Here is a 16,795-nt window from a genome sequence, read left to right as displayed (position 1 = left end):
CATCTGACCTGTGACATCCCCTAGGGGGTTCCCCGAGGGATCAGGGGCTCCGGGGCCGGGGCCCAGCGGAGGGTGAGCTCCGGCAGGTTCTCCATGTTGGCGCGGCCGTCGTGGATGGCCACCACCCGGAAGCCGTGGTGGGCGTAGAACGCCCGTGCGTCGGCGTTGAGTTGGAAGACGTGCAGGGACAGGCCGTCGGGGCGGTGCCGCCGCGCCTCGGCGAGGAGGAGGGTGCCGATGCCGGCGCGCCGGACGTCCGGCCGGAGGTAGAGCTGGTCGAGCAGGTCGCCCTGTACGGCCGCGTAGCCGAGGAGCTCGGGGCCGCGGGTGGCGACGACGGTGTGGCACTGCGGCAGCACGATCTCCCGGATCCAGCGGGTGACCTCTTCGTGGGTACGGCGCTGGGGCGGCAGGTAGGGCATGGTGGCCTGCCGTGACGCCTGGTGGACGGCGGCGATCGCGGGGGCGTCGATGGGGAGGGCGAGCCGGGTCGTGACGGGCAAGGTGGGCGGCGTCCCCGGTGGGGTGGGGCGTGCCATGGCGCCCGGACCGTCGGCCGTGTCCCTGCCCGTGTCTGTGTCCATGGCGTCATGTTCGGCGCGCGTCCGGCGCCGGGCAACTGTATTAGCCACGCACCACAATCCGCGGCGAGAGCGGTCAGGGAGCCGCAAAGTCAGCCGTGGTGAAGGAGAGGGCGGGGTGCGCGGCGAGGCCCGAGGGGCCGCCGGTGAGGACCGTCACCCGGTCGTGGGTGCGGCCGCGCCGGGTGAGGAGGACGAGATCGGCCCGGCGGTCACCGTCGAAGTCGGCGAGGGCGAGAACCGTGGAGTGCGGGCGGCCGGCGCCGGGGAGACGGGGCACGGGGAGGCGGCGGGGGGTGGCGGACAGCCCGTGCGCGGTGCCGCCCAGCAGGGCCGGGCGGGTGCCGCCGAGGACGAGATCCGGGTGGCCGTCGTGGTGCACATCGCCGGCCGCGAGGGTGGGGACCTGGCCCGTGCCCGTACGGATCCGGCCGGGGCGGCCGCCGACGGACAGCAGACCGTCGGTGTCGGCGGTGACGGACGTCACCCCCCGGCCGGGCCCGGCGAAGCGGCCGAAGGCCGTGGCGTAGCCGGGCGGGTAGACGGCCGGGCCGGCGCGGAGCGGGCCCCGGGGGCCGCCGAGGGCGAGGCGGCTGCGGGCGCGGCGGCCGGGGTCGGCGGAGCGTACGAGGAGGTCGTCGGCGCCGTCGTGGTCGATGTCGGACGAGGGCGCGAGGGGCGCGGTGGCGGCCAGGGCGGTTCCGGGGATGCCGAGGGGGGCGCCGGCCGCCTCGGGAGCGCCGGTGCGGGTGAACGGGCCCCGCAGATAGCTGATCCGGGGGCCGGAGGCGGTGACGGCCAGGTCGGGCGCGCCATCGCCGTCGAAGTCACCGCAGACCGGCTGGTCGGGCCACTCGTTGCCGAAGCGCGCCCGGTCGGGGATGCGGAGCTTGACGGCGCGGGCGGAGCCGAGGCCCCGCGGCGAGCCGAAGAGGAGCTGTACGGGGACGGGCGGGCGGCCCACGCCGTCGTAGGGCGGGTCGGTGGTGACGACGAGGTCGCTGAAGCCGTCCCGGTCGAGGTCGCAGACGGTCTCGGCGTCGAAGGCGGCGGGGACGGCCGTCCGGGTGGGGGCGGCGTTCCGGGCCGGGGTGAGCAACTCCCGGGTGGCCGGGGCGAGTCCGTGTGCGGAGCCGTAGACGATGCCGATGCCCGGGTCGTCGTCATGGCCGCGGGCGAGCAGGCTGTCGAGGACCAGATCGGGGTGGCCGTCGCCGTTGAAGTCACCGGCGGCCTTGCTGCCTTGGCCGACGGGGACGGGGCGCGCGGCAGGGAGTGACGAGGTGCGGTGCGGGGCGGCGCGGTGGGCGTCGCCGGAGGGGGAGAGCAGACCGCAGGAGCTGAGAAGGGCGACCAGTCCGAGCCCCGCTGTCGTGACGATCCGTCTGTGCATACCGCCCACCCCACCCGTGCCGCTGTTGTCGTCTCGTCCTCCGCGGCCCCCGATGCTCCCCGGGGCCCGCCGCCCCGCCATGCCGCCCGCACCCGCGGCCCGGCATACCGAGGGCCGGCCCCCGTACGGAACAGGGACCGGCCCTCGGCCAACGCGCTTGTCCGCGCCGTTACTTCACCGGCTCCGGCTCCGGCGCGTCCTCGGACTCCTCGTCGGCCGCCGGGTCGGCGGGGGTCTTGACGGAGTCCAGCAGCAGCTGGGCCACGTCGACGACCTGGACGGATTCCTTCGCCTTGCCGTCGTTCTTCTTGCCGTTGACCGAGTCGGTCAGCATGACCAGGCAGAAGGGGCAGGCCGTCGACACGATGTCGGGGTTCAGCGACAGTGCCTCGTCGACGCGCTCGTTGTTGATGCGCTTGCCGATGCGCTCTTCCATCCACATGCGGGCACCGCCGGCGCCACAGCAGAAGCCGCGCTCCTTGTGGCGGTGCATCTCCTCGTTCCGCAGGCCCGGCACCTTGGCGATGATCTCGCGCGGCGGGGTGTAGACCTTGTTGTGGCGGCCCAGGTAGCAGGGGTCGTGGTAGGTGATCAGACCCTCGACCGGGGTGACGGGGGTGAGCTTGCCCTCGTCCACCAGGTGCTGGAGCAGCTGGGTGTGGTGGATGACCTCGTACTCGCCGCCCAGCTGGGGGTACTCGTTCGCGATCGTGTTGAAGCAGTGCGGGCAGGTCGCGACGATCTTCTTCGACGACTTCGGCTTCTTGGTCGACTCGTCCACCCCGCCCTCCTCGTTGAGGGACTCACCGAATGCGGCGTTCAGCGTGGCGACGTTCTCGGCGCCGAGCTGCTGGAAGAGGAACTCGTTGCCCAGACGGCGCGGCGAGTCACCGGTGCACTTCTCGTCGCCGCCCATGATCGCGAACTTCACGCCCGCGATGTGCAGCAGCTCGGCGAAGGCCTTGGTGGTCTTCTTGGCGCGGTCCTCCAGGGCGCCGGCGCAGCCGACCCAGTAGAGGTACTCGACCTCGGTGAGGTCCTCGACGTCCTGGCCGACGACCGGAACCTCGAAGTCGACCTCCTTGGTCCAGGCCAGGCGCTGCTTCTTGGCCAGGCCCCAGGGGTTGCCCTTCTTCTCCAGGTTCTTGAGCATCGTGCCCGCCTCGGACGGGAACGAGGACTCGATCATGACCTGGTAGCGGCGCATGTCGACGATGTGGTCGATGTGCTCGATGTCGACCGGGCACTGCTCGACACAGGCGCCGCAGGTGGTGCAGGACCACAGGACGTCCGGGTCGATGACGCCGTTCTCTTCGAGGGTGCCGATCAGCGGGCGCTCGGCCTCGGCCAGCGCGGACGCGGGGACGTCGGCGAGCTGCTCGGCGCTCGCCTTCTCGTTGCCCTCTTCGTCCTTGCCGCCGCCCGCGAGCAGGTACGGCGCCTTGGCGTGCGCGTGGTCGCGCAGCGCCATGATCAGGAGCTTCGGGGAGAGCGGCTTGCCGGTGTTCCAGGCGGGGCACTGCGACTGGCAGCGGCCGCACTCGGTGCAGGTGGAGAAGTCGAGCAGGCCCTTCCAGGAGAAGTGCTCGATCTGGGAGACGCCGAACTGGTCGTCCTCGCCCGGGTCCTCGAAGTCGATCGGCTTGCCCTGGGTGGTCATCGGCTGAAGGGCGCCGAGGGCGACGTCGCCGTCCGCCTCGCGCTTGAACCAGATGTTGGGGAAGGCGAGGAAGCGGTGCCAGGCCACACCCATGTCGGTCTTCAGCGAGACCGTGATCATCCAGATGAAGGACGTCGCGATCTTGATGCCCGCGAAGAGGTAGGTCAGGTTCTGCACGGTGCCCAGGCTCATGCCCTTGAAGGCCACGACCAGGGGGTACGAGACGAAGTACGCGGGCTCGTAGTGGTCGACGCCGTGCTGGGCGCCCTCCAGGGCGTGCAGCGTCACGATGCAGATGCCGACGATGAGGATGACGGTCTCGACGAAGTACGCCTGGCCGGTGTTGGACCCCGCGAAGCGGGACTTGCGGCCCGCGCCGCCGGGACGGTTCAGCTGCCGGATGACGATCAGGGCGATGATGCCCACGGTCGTCATCGTGCCCATCGCCTCGACGAACATCTCCCACGGCAGCCAGTCGCCGATGACCGGGATCAGCCAGTCGGCCTGGAAGAGCTGGCCGATGGCGTTGACGATCGTCAGCAGCAGGGTGAGGAAGCCCACCGCCACGAACCAGTGCGCCACGCCGACGACGCCCCAGCGGTTCATGCGAGTGTGGCCGAGGAACTCCTTGGCCACCGTGACGGTCCGTTGGGCGGGAGCGTCGGTCCGGGTGCCTGCGGGCACCGGCTGGCCCAGCCGCATCTGGCGGTAGATCTGCAGGAGGGCGCGGCCGAACAGCGCCACGGCGACCGCGATGAGCACCAGCGACACGATGATCGCGGCGAGTTGCATGGGAGGCTCCTCGTACCTGCGAGAGCGGAAAACGGTGGGAACTACTAAGCGGTAACTTTTTGGGTCTGCCGCTGAGGTTACCCATTCTCCTCCGCCCCATGAAGCCGCCCGGCCGGTGATCTGCGTCGCGAAGGCAACCCTCTGTGCGGCCTCCGCGTCCTGGGATGGAACCCTGGTGACGGTAAGGGCGATATAAAACTTGAGCGCACTCGACTCAGGTCTGTTGACAGGATTTCTTCGGTGCTGCACTGTTGAGCCTGTTCCACTCAAGTCAGCTGGAGGAATTGAAATGGCACGTGCGGTCGGCATCGACCTGGGCACGACGAACTCCGTCGTCAGTGTTCTCGAAGGCGGTGAGCCCACCGTCATCACCAACGCCGAGGGCGCCAGGACCACGCCGTCCGTTGTCGCCTTCGCCAAGAACGGCGAGGTGCTGGTCGGCGAGGTCGCCAAGCGCCAGGCGGTCACCAACGTCGACAGGACCATCCGGTCGGTCAAGCGCCACATGGGCACCGACTGGAAGATCGACATCGACGGCAAGGGCTTCAACCCGCAGCAGATGAGCGCCTTCATCCTGCAGAAGCTCAAGCGCGACGCCGAGGCGTATCTGGGCGAGAAGGTCGTCGACGCGGTCATCACCGTTCCGGCCTACTTCAACGACTCCGAGCGCCAGGCCACCAAGGAGGCCGGTGAGATCGCGGGCCTCAACGTCCTGCGGATCGTCAACGAGCCCACCGCGGCCGCCCTGGCCTACGGCCTGGAGAAGGACGACCAGACCATTCTGGTCTTCGACCTCGGTGGCGGCACCTTCGACGTCTCGCTGCTGGAGATCGGTGACGGCGTCGTCGAGGTGAAGGCCACCAACGGTGACAACCACCTCGGTGGTGACGACTGGGACCAGCGCGTCGTCGACTACCTGGTCAAGCAGTTCCAGAACGGCCACGGCGTGGACCTCGCCAAGGACAAGATGGCGCTCCAGCGCCTGCGCGAGGCCGCTGAGAAGGCGAAGATCGAGCTGTCGTCCTCCACGGAGACGACGATCAACCTTCCCTACATCACCGCCTCCGCCGAGGGCCCGCTGCACCTGGACGAGAAGCTCACGCGCTCGCAGTTCCAGCAGCTCACCTCGGACCTCCTGGACCGCTGCAAGACCCCGTTCCACAACGTGATCAAGGACGCGGGTATCAACCTGTCCGAGATCGACCACGTGGTCCTGGTCGGCGGCTCCACCCGTATGCCCGCCGTCGCCGAGCTCGTCAAGGAGCTGACCGGCGGCAAGGACGCCAACAAGGGCGTCAACCCGGACGAGGTCGTCGCCATCGGCGCCACCCTCCAGGCCGGTGTGCTCAAGGGTGAGGTCAAGGACGTCCTCCTGCTGGACGTCACCCCGCTGTCCCTCGGTATCGAGACCAAGGGCGGCATCATGACCAAGCTCATCGAGCGCAACACCACGATCCCGACCAAGCGCTCCGAGATCTTCACGACGGCCGAGGACAACCAGCCGTCCGTGCAGATCCAGGTCTACCAGGGCGAGCGCGAGATCGCGGCGTACAACAAGAAGCTCGGGATGTTCGAGCTGACCGGTCTGCCGCCGGCCCCGCGCGGGGTCCCGCAGATCGAGGTCTCCTTCGACATCGACGCCAACGGCATCATGCACGTGACCGCGAAGGACCTGGGCACGGGCAAGGAGCAGAAGATGACCGTCACCGGCGGCTCCTCGCTGCCGAAGGACGAGGTCGACCGGATGCGCCAGGAGGCCGAGAAGTACGCGGACGAGGACCACGCCCGCCGCGAGGCCGCCGAGGCCCGTAACCAGGGCGAGCAGCTCGTCTACCAGACCGAGAAGTTCCTCAAGGACAACGAGGAGAAGGTCCCGGGCGAGGTCAAGACCGAGGTCGAGGAAGCCCTCACCGAGCTGAAGGAAAAGCTCAAGGGCGAGGACACGGCCGAGATCCGCACCGCCACCGAGAAGGTCGCGGCCGTCTCCCAGAAGCTGGGTCAGGCCATGTACGCCGACGCCCAGGGCGCGCAGGCCGCCGGCGGTGCCGAGGGCGCCGCTGCCGGTGAGCAGGCCCAGGACGCCGCCGATGACGTCGTGGACGCCGAGATCGTCGACGACGAGAAGCCGAAGAAGGATGGTGCCGCGTGACGGAGGAGACCCCGGGCTTCGACGAGAAGCCCGACGTCCCTTCCGACGCCGCTCCCGAAGACGCGGCGCAGGCCGAGTCCGCCGACAAGGCGGGCTCGGCCCCGGCCGGGGACGTAACGGACATAGCGCTCCAGGCGCAGCTGGACCAGGTACGCACCGCGCTCAACGAGCGCACGGCGGACCTCCAGCGGCTCCAGGCGGAGTACCAGAACTACCGCCGTCGGGTGGAGCGGGACCGGGTCACGGTCAAGGAGATCGCCGCGGCGAATCTCCTGTCCGAGCTCCTTCCCACGCTCGACGACGTCGGCCGTGCGCGTGAACACGGCGAACTGGTCGGCGGCTTCAAGTCGGTGGCCGAATCGCTGGAGACCGTGGTCGCCAAGCTGGGTCTCCAGCAGTTCGGCAAGGAGGGCGAGCCCTTCGACCCGACGATCCACGAGGCGCTGATGCATTCGTACGCACCGGATGTCACCGAGACGACGTGCGTGGCGATCCTGCAGCCCGGGTATCGCATCGGTGAGCGAACGATCCGCCCCGCGCGGGTCGCCGTCGCCGAGCCGCAGCCGGGCGCGCAGGGCGCCAAGTCCACCTCCGACGAGGACGTGAAGGCTTCGGACGAGGAGAGCGGTGGCCCGGACGAGGGCTGACGTGAGGGCAAACAGAAAATCCGCGCGGGAGGAGGGACGTCGGGGATGAGCACCAAGGACTTCGTCGAGAAGGACTATTACAAGGTCCTCGGCGTCCCGAAGGACGCCACCGAAGCGGAGATCAAGAAGGCGTACCGGAAGCTCGCCCGCGAGTTCCACCCGGATGCCAACAAGGGCGACGCCAAGGCCGAGGAGCGCTTCAAGGAGATCTCCGAGGCGAACGACATCCTGGGGGACAGCAAGCGCCGCAAGGAGTACGACGAGGCGCGCACGCTGTTCGGCAACGGCGGCTACCGGCCGGGTCCCGCCGGCGGTGGCGGCTCCTTCAACTTCGACCTGGGCGACCTCTTCGGAGGCGCGCCCGGTCAGGGTGGCGGGGGCGGCGGCTTCGGCGGGGGCCTCGGGGACGTCTTCGGCGGTCTGTTCAACCGCGGCGGCGCCGGTACGCGTACCCACGCGCGCCGCGGCCAGGACATCGAGTCCGAGGTGACGCTCAGCTTCACCGAGGCGGTGGACGGGGCCACGGTCCCGCTGCGGATGTCCAGCCAGGCGCCGTGCAAGGCGTGTTCGGGCACCGGCGACAAAAACGGTACGCCCCGGGTCTGCCCGACCTGTGTCGGCACCGGCCAGGTCAGCCGGGGCGCGGGCGGCGGCTTCTCGCTGACCGACCCGTGCGCCGACTGCAAGGGCCGGGGCCTGATCGCCCAGGACCCCTGTGAGGTCTGCAAGGGCAGCGGTCGCGCCACCAGCGCCCGCACGATGCAGGTCCGTATCCCCGCGGGCGTCTCCGACGGGCAGCGCATCCGGCTGCGCGGCAAGGGCGCCCCGGGCGAGCAGGGCGGTCCGGCCGGCGATCTGTATGTGGTCGTGCATGTCGACGCCCACCCGGTCTTCGGCCGCAAGGGCGACAACCTCACCGTCACGGTGCCGGTCACCTTCCCGGAAGCCGCCCTCGGCGGCGAGGTGAAGGTACCGACCCTGGGCGGTCCGCCGGTGACGCTGAAGCTGCCGGCCGGCACCCCCAACGGGCGCACCATGCGGGCCCGGGGCAAGGGTGCCACCCGCAAGGACGGCACCCGCGGTGATCTGCTGGTCACCATAGAGGTGCTGGTCCCCAGCGACCTCAGCGACAAGGCGAGGGAGTCGCTGGAGTCCTATCGCGAGGCGACCGCGGGCCCGGACCCGCGGGCAGAGCTGTTCCAGGCCGCGAAGGGAGCTTGAGATGGACAGCCGGGGCGGGCAGCGTCGTAACCCCTATCAACTGACCGATGAGTCGCCGGTGTACGTCATCTCCGTCGCGGCTCAGCTCTCCGGCCTGCATCCGCAGACCCTTCGTCAGTACGACCGGCTCGGGCTGGTCTCGCCCGACCGCACGGCCGGGCGGGGCCGCCGCTATTCGGCCCGGGACATCGAACTGCTCCGTACGGTGCAGCAGTTGTCCCAGGACGAGGGCATCAACCTCGCCGGCATCAAGCGCATCATCGAGCTGGAGAACCAGGTCGCGGCCCTTCAGCAGCGGGTCATCGAGCTCCAGGGCGCCCTGGAGGGCGCGGCCAGCGCGATGCAGCAGCGGGAGGCGGCGGTGCACGCTTCCTACCGGCGCGATCTGGTGCCGTATCAGGATGTGCAGCAGGGCAGTGCGCTGGTGGTGTGGCGGCCCAAGCGGCCGGAGTGAACGGCCGTCCCGGGGCGCGAGCACCCGGCGCATGACGTGGCAAAGGGCCGGGGAAACCCGGCCCTTGTCGCGTCTCTGCGCCTGTTCCCTGCCCCGCGCGTCTTCCGGTGTCCTCCTGCGGCTGTCTTCCTGCGGCCTCAGTCCGCGGGCTTCCGCCTGCGTACCGTCCGCGCCCCGCCCCCACCGCTCAGCAGCCGCTGTACCCCGCCGTCGGCATCGACAGCCGCCGGTGCACATGTGACTTCATCGCCAGCGTGTAGACCGGCTCGTCGAGGTCGGCGGTCTCCAGGCGCACCCCGGCCGCGGCGCACCGTGCGGTGAACTCGGCGGTGCCGTCGATGGCGTTCTCCAGGGCCCGGCGGTTGGGCGTCACGAACACATCGACCAGGCCCTCTTCGACATCGCGCCACAGCGCGCTGTGGTCGGCGCGCAGGTGGTGCAGGCTGAGCCGGCAGGTCAGGCGGTAGTCACGGGCTGCCGCCCACTGTTTGCACATGTCGTGCTGGCTGCGGTCATCGACCAGGAACGGATCCTCGTCCAGCTCGGACAGCGGCATCAGGCAGGCGATCGCCGTCACTCGGACCGAGTTCATCGTGCCCTCCGGGGCGTGGCGACTGTGGGGGCGACGATACCCCCGTGGGTGGCCCGTGGAGGAGGGGCTGTACCGGGCGGCGAAGCGTAACCGCAGGCGTGGCAGATCTTCCAGCCGTCCTGGTTGACGGCCAGTTGGCCGCCGCAGCGCGGGCAGAGCTCGGCGTGCGGGCGCGGTCGGGTGGGGGGCGGACGGCGCGGAACGGTCGTCACGATGCGCAATGCCGACGCCATGCGGCCTCCAGCTGCCGTCTTTTGCCTGGGGCAGGCCCGATGCCGTCCGTCCTTGCACGGAGCTGTTCGGTTCCCGTCGCTCCTGAGTACCAGGTGGACGGCTCACGGCGGAGCGGAAGGGGCCGTTTTCGGCCAGGGAGCCGGTGTGGCCGGCGGGACGGGGAGGCGGTGGGCAGGCTCTCAGGCCCGCCCCATCGCCCTGGTCACCGCGATCTCGATCATGATGCGATCGGGGTTGGGCGTCGGCGTCCGGCCGTAGCGCTCGGCATACCGGCTCACCGCGTCGGCCACCGACTCGGTGTCCGTACGCACCCGCGCGATGCCCTCCAGGGTCGCCCAGCGCCCCTTGTCGACCTGGCACACGGCGACGGTGGCGCCGTCCGCCCCGGCGGCGAGGATGTTCTTGACCTTGGCGCTGTCCTTGCGGGTGATGATCCGCGCGATGCGCTGCCCGGCGTCGTAGGTGACGCCTACCGGGACGACGTGCGGCGTCCCGTCCGTACGCAGCGTGGTGAGCGTCGGCATCAGATACTCGCCCCAGAAGGCGAGGTACTCCGGGCTGAGGGCACTGAGGTCATGGGCCATGGGGGCAAGGGTAGTTCCGGGCCCGGGGTTCAGAGGAAGTCGGCGGTTTCCAGATCGAAGGAGAAGGGGGCGGGGAGGGGGAGGGGTTTGCCGAAGGGGGCGATGTGGGTGTTGAGGTAGTCCTCGCCCTCCGGCTCGCTGAACAGTGGGACCGTTGACTTGTCGCGGTCGACCAGGAGATGGAGCGGAATGCCGGAGCGGGCGTAGCCATGGCGCTTGGCGACACGGTCCTTGTGGGGCTTGCTCGACGTCACCTCGACGACCATGGCAACGCCGTCGCTGGGCATCCAGGGAGGGGCGCCGCGGAAGAGACGCAGTGCGCGCGGGGCGATGGTGGCGTCGGGGATCACATGGTCCGCGGGCTGGCCCGCCGCGTGGGAGAGGAGGAGTCCTTTGTGGGGGGCTCCAATCAACCTTGAGTGGAATAGACTCAACTTATCGCACGTTGGCACGAGCAGGATGTGCCGCGCGGGCGCGCCGACGGGGCCCAGACTGGGCGTAGAGGCTGTTGAGGACGAGTCGAGGAGGATCGCGAGGACGTGGACGCCGAGCTGACCAACAAGAGCCGGGAGGCGCTGAGCGCCGCCAACGAGCGGGCGGTCACCGCCGGACATGCGGACATGACGTCCGCGCATCTCCTGCTCGCGCTGCTGGCCGGGCAGGACAACGAGAACATCATGGACCTGCTGTCCGCCGTCGAGGCGGACGCCGCCGTGCTGCGCAACGGCGCCGAGCGGCAGCTCGCCGGGCTGCCCAGCGTGCAGGGCTCGACGGTCGCGCCGCCGCAGCCGGACCGCGATCTGCTCTCCGCCATCGCGGACGCCACTCAGCGAGCCAAGGAGCTCGGCGACGCCTATGTCTCCACCGAGCACCTCCTCATCGGTATCGCCGCCAAGGGCGGCCGCACCGGCGAGCTGCTGGCCGACCAGGGGGCGAGCGCCAAGAAGCTGCTGGCCGCCTTCGAGGCGACCCGCGGCGGGCAGCGGGTGACCAATGCCGACCCGGAAGGCACGTACAAGGCCCTGGAGAAGTTCGGTACGGACTTCACGGCGGCCGCCCGCGAGGGCAAGCTCGACCCGGTCATCGGCCGGGACCACGAGATCCGGCGCGTGGTGCAGGTGCTCTCCCGCCGTACGAAGAACAACCCGGTGCTGATCGGTGAGCCGGGTGTCGGCAAGACCGCCGTCGTCGAGGGGCTGGCGCAGCGGATCGTCAAGGGCGATGTGCCCGAGTCGCTGCGCAACAAGCGGCTGGTCGCGCTCGACCTGGGGGCGATGGTCGCGGGAGCCAAGTACCGCGGTGAGTTCGAGGAGCGGCTGAAGACCGTCCTGGCGGAGATCAAGTCCAGCGAGGGCCAGATCATCACGTTCATCGACGAGCTGCACACCGTCGTGGGCGCGGGCGCCGGCGGCGACTCCTCGATGGACGCCGGCAACATGCTCAAGCCGATGCTGGCCCGCGGTGAGCTGCGGATGGTCGGCGCGACGACGCTGGACGAGTACCGCGAGCGGATCGAGAAGGACCCGGCGCTGGAGCGGCGCTTCCAGCAGGTGCTGGTCGCCGAGCCGACCGTCGAGGACACGGTGGCGATCCTGCGCGGGCTCAAGGGCCGCTACGAGGCCCACCACAAGGTGCAGATCGCGGACTCCGCGCTGGTCGCCGCCGCCTCCCTCTCCGACCGCTACATCACCTCCCGTTTCCTGCCCGACAAGGCCATCGACCTGGTCGACGAGGCCGCCTCCCGCCTCCGTATGGAGATCGACTCCTCCCCCGTGGAGATCGACGAGCTCCAGCGCGCCGTGGACCGGCTCAAGATGGAGGAGCTGGCGCTGCGCAACGAGACCGACGCCGGCTCGCTCCAGCGGCTGGAGAAGCTGCGCAAGGACCTCGCCGACAAGGAGGAGGAGCTGCGCGGTCTGACCGCCCGCTGGGAGAAGGAGAAGGAGAGCCTCAACCGGGTCGGTGCGCTCAAGGAGAAGCTCGACGAGCTGCGCGGCCAGGCCGAGCGTGCCCAGCGAGACGGCGACTTCGACACCGCCTCCAAGCTGCTCTACGGCGAGATCCCGGCCGTGGAGCAGGCGCTGGAGGAGGCGGCCGCCGCCGAGGCCGAGCAGGAGGCGTCCAAGGAGTCCATGGTCAAGGAGGAGGTCGGTCCCGACGACATCGCGGATGTGGTCGGCGCCTGGACCGGCATCCCGGCCGGCCGTCTGCTGGAGGGCGAGACCCAGAAGCTCCTGCGGATGGAGGAGGAGCTCGGCAAGCGGCTGATCGGCCAGACCGAGGCCGTCCGGTCGGTCTCCGACGCCGTGCGCCGCACCCGCGCCGGCATCGCCGACCCGGACCGCCCCACCGGCTCCTTCCTCTTCCTCGGCCCGACCGGTGTCGGCAAGACCGAGCTGGCCAAGGCGCTCGCGGACTTCCTCTTCGACGACGAGCGGGCGATGGTCCGTATCGACATGTCGGAGTACGGCGAGAAGCACAGCGTCGCGCGGCTGGTCGGCGCGCCGCCCGGCTATGTCGGCTACGAGGAGGGCGGCCAGCTGACGGAGGCGGTCCGCCGCCGCCCGTACTCCGTCATCCTGCTGGACGAGGTCGAGAAGGCCCACCACGACGTCTTCGACATCCTGCTCCAGGTCCTCGACGACGGCCGGCTCACGGACGGCCAGGGCCGAACGGTCGATTTCCGCAACACCATCCTCATCCTGACCTCTAACCTCGGCTCCAACTTCCTCATGGACCCGCTGCTCAAGGAGGACCAGAAGCGGGAGAAGGTACTGGAGACCGTCCGCGCGTCCTTCCGTCCCGAGTTCCTCAACCGGCTCGACGACGTGGTGGTCTTCCACCCGCTCGGCACGGACCAGCTCCAGCGGATCGCCCGGATCCAGCTGGACCACCTCCAGCGCCGCCTCGGCGACCGCCGGCTCCGGCTGGACGTCACCGACCGTGCCCTGACCTGGCTCGCCTGGCTCGGCCAGGAGCCGGTCATCGATGCTCCGGCCCCGGACATGTCGTACGGCGCCCGGCCGCTGCGCCGCCTGGTCCAGACCGCCATCGGCGACCAGCTGGCCCGCGCCATCCTGGCGGGCGAGGTGCGTGACGGGGACACCGTACGGGTGGATGTGGACGGTGATCAGCTGTCGGTGGAGTCGGGCGGGGCGCCCGGGGCCTGACCGGCGCGGAGATCCGGGCGCCCGGTCTCCCGCCCGGCCGCGTCCCTGATCATGTCCTTGACCGACAGCGTGACCGACACCTTGACCGCCACCTTGCCCGTATCCGCTCCGTCCCGGGTTGCCAGGACGGGGCGGATGTGGGGGAGGATGGCAGGGACCATACGAAGGGAATTCCACGGTGAGCATCGACCCGTCCTCGATTCCGAATTTCGGGGGCCAGCCCGAACCCGAGCCCGCGGGGCCTGATGGTCCCGTCGTGCCAGACCAGGACCTGGTCAAGCAGCTCCTCGACCAGATGGAGCTGAAGTACGTCGTCGACGAGGAGGGTGACCTCGCCGCCCCGTGGGAGCAGTTCCGCACGTACTTCATGTTCCGGGGCGAGGAGGAGCAGCAGATCTTCTCCGTCCGCACGTTCTATGACCGTCCCCATGGCATCGACGACAAGTCGAAGCTGCTGGAGGCGATCGACGACTGGAACCGCCGGACGCTGTGGCCCAAGGCCTACACCCACACCCATGACGACGGCACGGTCCGTCTGATCGGTGAAGCATCGATGCTGATCGGCACCGGTGTCTCGCTCGAACACTTCGTGTCGAGCACGGTCAGCTGGGTCCGCGCCTCGATCGAATTCGACAAGTGGATCGTCGAGCAGCTCGGCCTCGAAGCCGAGATCGAAGGCGACTCCGACGAGAAGCCGGGTGACGACGAGGCCTGAGCCCCGTCCGTCCCACACCCACCCTGCTGCGCGGGCCCCGGAGCTTTCGGCTCCGGGGCCCGCGTCTGTCTGGTGACGGGGGACCCGGTCGGTCGGTGCGGCGTACGGCTCGCGCTCCGGCTCCGTAAGCGATTCCACTTCCGGCCGACTTGATCATCTTCGGTCGGCCGTGGAACCGTGCTGGGCACATCGCTCGTCCACATACGCGGAGTTGAGCGGACGCGGAGCCAAGGGGGAGGCCGGCGGTGTCCATCGAGCTGCCTGGTGAAGTCGTCTGGATCATGGACCTGATGGGTCTGGAATGGCCCGACATCGACGAGGACGAACTGCGGGCCTGGGCCGGGCATGTGCGGGAGTTCGGCCAGAACCTCGCGGAGGGGCACAGCGGGCTGGACTCCACGCTGAAAGGACTCGCGGACGCCTACGAGGGTGCCTCCTACGAGGCCTTGCTCAGCCGGTGGAACCAAGTCTCCGGCGAACACCACACGGTCCTGACCAACTGCTGCGAAGTGCTCGCCACGGCACTTGAGGTGGCGGCCGTCGGCGTGGTCGTGGCCAAGGGCGTGGTCATCGCCCAACTCGTCATCACCGCAGTCGAGATGGCGGCCGCGGCCGCCGCGACGGTGGCCACCCTCGGCATCGCCGCAGCCGCTGAGGCAGCAGCCATCGAGATCGGCAAACGCATCATCAGAGAGGTCATCCAGGAGATCGAGGACGTCCTCATCGCCGAACTCGTCTCCATGGCGATCGAGCCCTTCCAGGCGGAGATCGAGAAGGCCGTATCCGGCCTTGTCTTCAAGGGCGTTGACGCGGCGCTGGGCGCGGGAGGTGCGAAGTGAGCCGTGGATTCAAGGCGCACCCCGACAATCTGGCGAAGGCGGCCAAAGACGCCCATGGTCACGCGGAGAAGGTGGAGCGGTTCAGCACCAACCTGGACTCCAAAACCCGCGGCCGGCTGCTCGGCAAGGGCAAGTACGGGCAGATCGTGGAGAAGGCGATCCGCCCGATCATCGACTCGATGATCACGGACATGTCCAAGGCGATGGCCAAGGGGCACCGGTCGATCGGCCACGGGCTGGACATCACCAGGAAGAACATCAACGAGGCCGAGGAGGCGATACGCAAGGACATGCGGCGCCACCAGGACGACCGGGATGCGGTTCACCTGAAGCTCGGCCAGCGGGTGCTCAACGAGGATGATCTGCGGGACAGGCACAGGAAACAGGTCGCTGAGCGCGTCGACGACCTTCGCAGGCAGGGGCATGGGCCGCAAAGGCACCTGGACCCGACCGATGAGATGTTGAAGGAGCGGCTGGGAGAGCCGGCCAAGCGCGTCGACGGGAATGGCAACCCGATCTTCGACAGCCATGGAAAACCGATCTATAGCCAGCAAGATGGCTACATTCAAAGTTCCGGCAAGGTCGACCCCGCGCATGGCCCCAATGCCAAGGAACGGTTGGGTGAAGACGCCTACCTGGACGCGGAGAACAAGGATAAAAGACACAAGTGCGATGCGTTCTCCACGGGCTTCAACCACGGCCAGGACGAGGCTTTCATGCATGCCGATCTCCATGGCAGATCTTTGCTGGATCCGGCCAAGGCGGATCGGCAGTACATTCGGTTCGCGCCCGAGGACGCCTGGGGCCCCGGCGACAATCACCACGAGAGATTCCGCGGGTTCTACATTGATCCGGACCGGCCGATGACGGGTAAGGATATTAATTACAAGCCAGTGGACTTCCGTGACAGCGGTCTCCTCGCGATTTACGACCCGGATGGTAAGGGTGGACATAAACTGGTGACGATGTACCCGGAGCCGAAGAGGGAGAGAAACGCATGAGGTACCGCGGGGAGGGCATTCCGCACTTTGCCACCGATCCCGATATCTGTACGTTCTTCGAAGTCGCGCTCGGCGTCGAATGGATTGACGACATCGACAAGACGAAGGCGAACGTGGCGTCGGACACGACGTTCTCCCGGCATTTGCGGGAGGCATTGGAGTGTCTGCTCCGCGAGCGGCCGGTCACCGCGAAGCAGTGGGGGCAGCTGAACCATGTCTTCTTCTACGAAGATGACCGTCTGTACGCCTACCTACAGGATCTCTATGACTACTTCTATGGTGACCGGCAGGAGCCGCCGGAGGCCCCGGACCCGGAGGCGCCGCCGCCTGCTTGGTACTGGGAATGACGGTCGGTGTGGCGTCGGCCCACAGCGGGGAGATGAGGGCGATATATACACCAGGCGGGAATGGTGGATATGAATTGGTGACGATGCTCCCGGAGCCAGTCGGATCGCACAATGCGTGAGGTGGAGCTGAACTCTGAGGAGTTCAGGCCATCGAGTATCCCGCATTTTTTCGTGGAGGTGGGCGGGGTCGGTAAATTCTTCAGGTCCTGCCTCAATATTGAGTTCACCGATGACGTCCCCGTTTGCAAGTCGTACATCGCCCGAAACCCTAAATCGCCAGACGCCCGGAATCTGCGTGAAGCGTTGGAGTACCTGCTTCGTGAGCGGTCTGCCACCGACCGCAAGGAGCCGCCGGAGTCCCCGGATGATGTCCCGCCGCCCGGCTACGGGGTTTGACGCCCCGTCGTACCACGGGT

At 68.9% G+C, this 16,795-nt stretch carries 17 protein-coding genes; 10 read left to right on the top strand and 7 right to left on the bottom strand.

The genetic code is table 11. From position 1 onward, the window contains the following. Positions 1-20 precede the first annotated feature (20 nt). The 3 genes from K7C20_RS17965 to K7C20_RS17955 all read right to left on the bottom strand — a co-directional run bounded on the left by K7C20_RS17965 (position 21) and on the right by K7C20_RS17955 (position 4,426). Complete coding sequence (locus K7C20_RS17965; RefSeq protein WP_030088498.1) at positions 21-584, bottom strand: GNAT family N-acetyltransferase; 564 nt, start codon at positions 582-584, stop codon at positions 21-23. A 73-nt stretch (positions 585-657) separates the two neighbouring features. After that, a complete protein-coding gene (locus tag K7C20_RS17960) occupies positions 658-1,974 on the bottom strand; it encodes an FG-GAP repeat domain-containing protein (RefSeq protein WP_053208679.1) in 1,317 nt (438 codons plus the stop codon). Positions 1,975-2,143: 169 nt separating this feature from the next. Next, on the bottom strand, positions 2,144-4,426 hold the full coding sequence (locus K7C20_RS17955) for a (Fe-S)-binding protein (protein ID WP_053208680.1): 2,283 nt from the start codon (positions 4,424-4,426) through the stop codon (positions 2,144-2,146). A gap of 289 nt (positions 4,427-4,715) precedes the next feature. Here K7C20_RS17955 and dnaK point away from each other — a divergent pair, with 289 nt between their 5' ends. The 4 genes from dnaK to K7C20_RS17935 are packed head-to-tail and all read left to right on the top strand — an operon-like array spanning position 4,716 to position 8,897. Beyond that, positions 4,716-6,575, top strand: a complete 1,860-nt coding sequence (dnaK, locus tag K7C20_RS17950; RefSeq protein WP_222892623.1) for a molecular chaperone DnaK — start codon at positions 4,716-4,718, stop codon at positions 6,573-6,575. Next, positions 6,572-7,222, top strand: a complete 651-nt coding sequence (gene grpE / locus K7C20_RS17945; RefSeq protein ID WP_030086077.1) for a nucleotide exchange factor GrpE — start codon at positions 6,572-6,574, stop codon at positions 7,220-7,222. Before dnaK ends, grpE begins: the two co-directional genes overlap by 4 nt. 45 nt (positions 7,223-7,267) lie before the next feature. Next, positions 7,268-8,443 (top strand): molecular chaperone DnaJ, encoded by a 1,176-nt coding sequence (dnaJ, locus tag K7C20_RS17940; protein WP_030086079.1) that lies wholly within the window; start codon positions 7,268-7,270, stop codon positions 8,441-8,443. A gap of 1 nt (position 8,444) precedes the next feature. Then, positions 8,445-8,897 carry a heat shock protein transcriptional repressor HspR gene (locus K7C20_RS17935; RefSeq protein ID WP_030086081.1) on the top strand — a complete coding sequence of 151 codons (453 nt, stop codon included), beginning with the start codon at positions 8,445-8,447 and terminating at the stop codon, positions 8,895-8,897. 187 nt (positions 8,898-9,084) lie between these two features. On the opposite strand, the gene K7C20_RS17930 is transcribed toward K7C20_RS17935, so the two are convergent. The 3 genes from K7C20_RS17930 to K7C20_RS17920 all read right to left on the bottom strand — a co-directional run bounded on the left by K7C20_RS17930 (position 9,085) and on the right by K7C20_RS17920 (position 10,720). Further along, positions 9,085-9,489 carry a hypothetical protein gene (locus K7C20_RS17930; protein ID WP_030086082.1) on the bottom strand — a complete coding sequence of 135 codons (405 nt, stop codon included), beginning with the start codon at positions 9,487-9,489 and terminating at the stop codon, positions 9,085-9,087. Between the two features lie 413 nt (positions 9,490-9,902). Then, positions 9,903-10,307 carry a pyridoxamine 5'-phosphate oxidase family protein gene (locus K7C20_RS17925; RefSeq protein WP_030086084.1) on the bottom strand — a complete coding sequence of 135 codons (405 nt, stop codon included), beginning with the start codon at positions 10,305-10,307 and terminating at the stop codon, positions 9,903-9,905. Between the two features lie 29 nt (positions 10,308-10,336). Then, positions 10,337-10,720 carry a Uma2 family endonuclease gene (locus tag K7C20_RS17920; protein WP_160328766.1) on the bottom strand — a complete coding sequence of 128 codons (384 nt, stop codon included), beginning with the start codon at positions 10,718-10,720 and terminating at the stop codon, positions 10,337-10,339. A gap of 126 nt (positions 10,721-10,846) precedes the next feature. Between K7C20_RS17920 and clpB the strand changes: the two genes are divergently transcribed. Beyond that, positions 10,847-13,477 carry an ATP-dependent chaperone ClpB gene (gene clpB, locus K7C20_RS17915; RefSeq protein WP_053210139.1) on the top strand — a complete coding sequence of 877 codons (2,631 nt, stop codon included), beginning with the start codon at positions 10,847-10,849 and terminating at the stop codon, positions 13,475-13,477. On the opposite strand, the gene K7C20_RS17910 is transcribed toward clpB, so the two are convergent. Next, the gene (locus tag K7C20_RS17910; RefSeq protein WP_030086090.1) at positions 13,438-13,638 is read right to left on the bottom strand and encodes a hypothetical protein; all 201 of its coding nucleotides are present in this window, start codon (positions 13,636-13,638) and stop codon (positions 13,438-13,440) included. The two genes, clpB and K7C20_RS17910, sit on opposite strands and share 40 nt — an antisense overlap. 17 nt (positions 13,639-13,655) lie before the next feature. Here K7C20_RS17910 and K7C20_RS17905 point away from each other — a divergent pair, with 17 nt between their 5' ends. From K7C20_RS17905 to K7C20_RS17885, 5 genes are all read left to right on the top strand, one after another. Next, positions 13,656-14,192, top strand: coding sequence for a YbjN domain-containing protein (locus tag K7C20_RS17905; RefSeq protein ID WP_030086092.1), 537 nt, complete (start codon positions 13,656-13,658; stop codon positions 14,190-14,192). Between the two features lie 245 nt (positions 14,193-14,437). Continuing rightward, positions 14,438-15,031 (top strand): WXG100 family type VII secretion target, encoded by a 594-nt coding sequence (locus K7C20_RS17900; RefSeq protein WP_048830006.1) that lies wholly within the window; start codon positions 14,438-14,440, stop codon positions 15,029-15,031. Then, positions 15,028-16,032: a hypothetical protein gene (locus K7C20_RS17895; protein WP_048830007.1), complete on the top strand. Its 1,005-nt coding sequence runs from the start codon at positions 15,028-15,030 to the stop codon at positions 16,030-16,032. Before K7C20_RS17900 ends, K7C20_RS17895 begins: the two co-directional genes overlap by 4 nt. Continuing rightward, complete coding sequence (locus K7C20_RS17890; RefSeq protein WP_048830008.1) at positions 16,029-16,379, top strand: hypothetical protein; 351 nt, start codon at positions 16,029-16,031, stop codon at positions 16,377-16,379. Before K7C20_RS17895 ends, K7C20_RS17890 begins: the two co-directional genes overlap by 4 nt. Before the next feature lie 111 nt (positions 16,380-16,490). Further along, the gene (locus K7C20_RS17885; RefSeq protein ID WP_078953510.1) at positions 16,491-16,775 is read left to right on the top strand and encodes a hypothetical protein; all 285 of its coding nucleotides are present in this window, start codon (positions 16,491-16,493) and stop codon (positions 16,773-16,775) included. Positions 16,776-16,795: the final 20 nt, after the last annotated feature.

It is taken from the genome of Streptomyces decoyicus, assembly GCF_019880305.1.
Classification (GTDB): domain Bacteria; phylum Actinomycetota; class Actinomycetes; order Streptomycetales; family Streptomycetaceae; genus Streptomyces; species Streptomyces decoyicus.
This window is presented reverse-complemented; position numbering and strand designations above follow the sequence as displayed.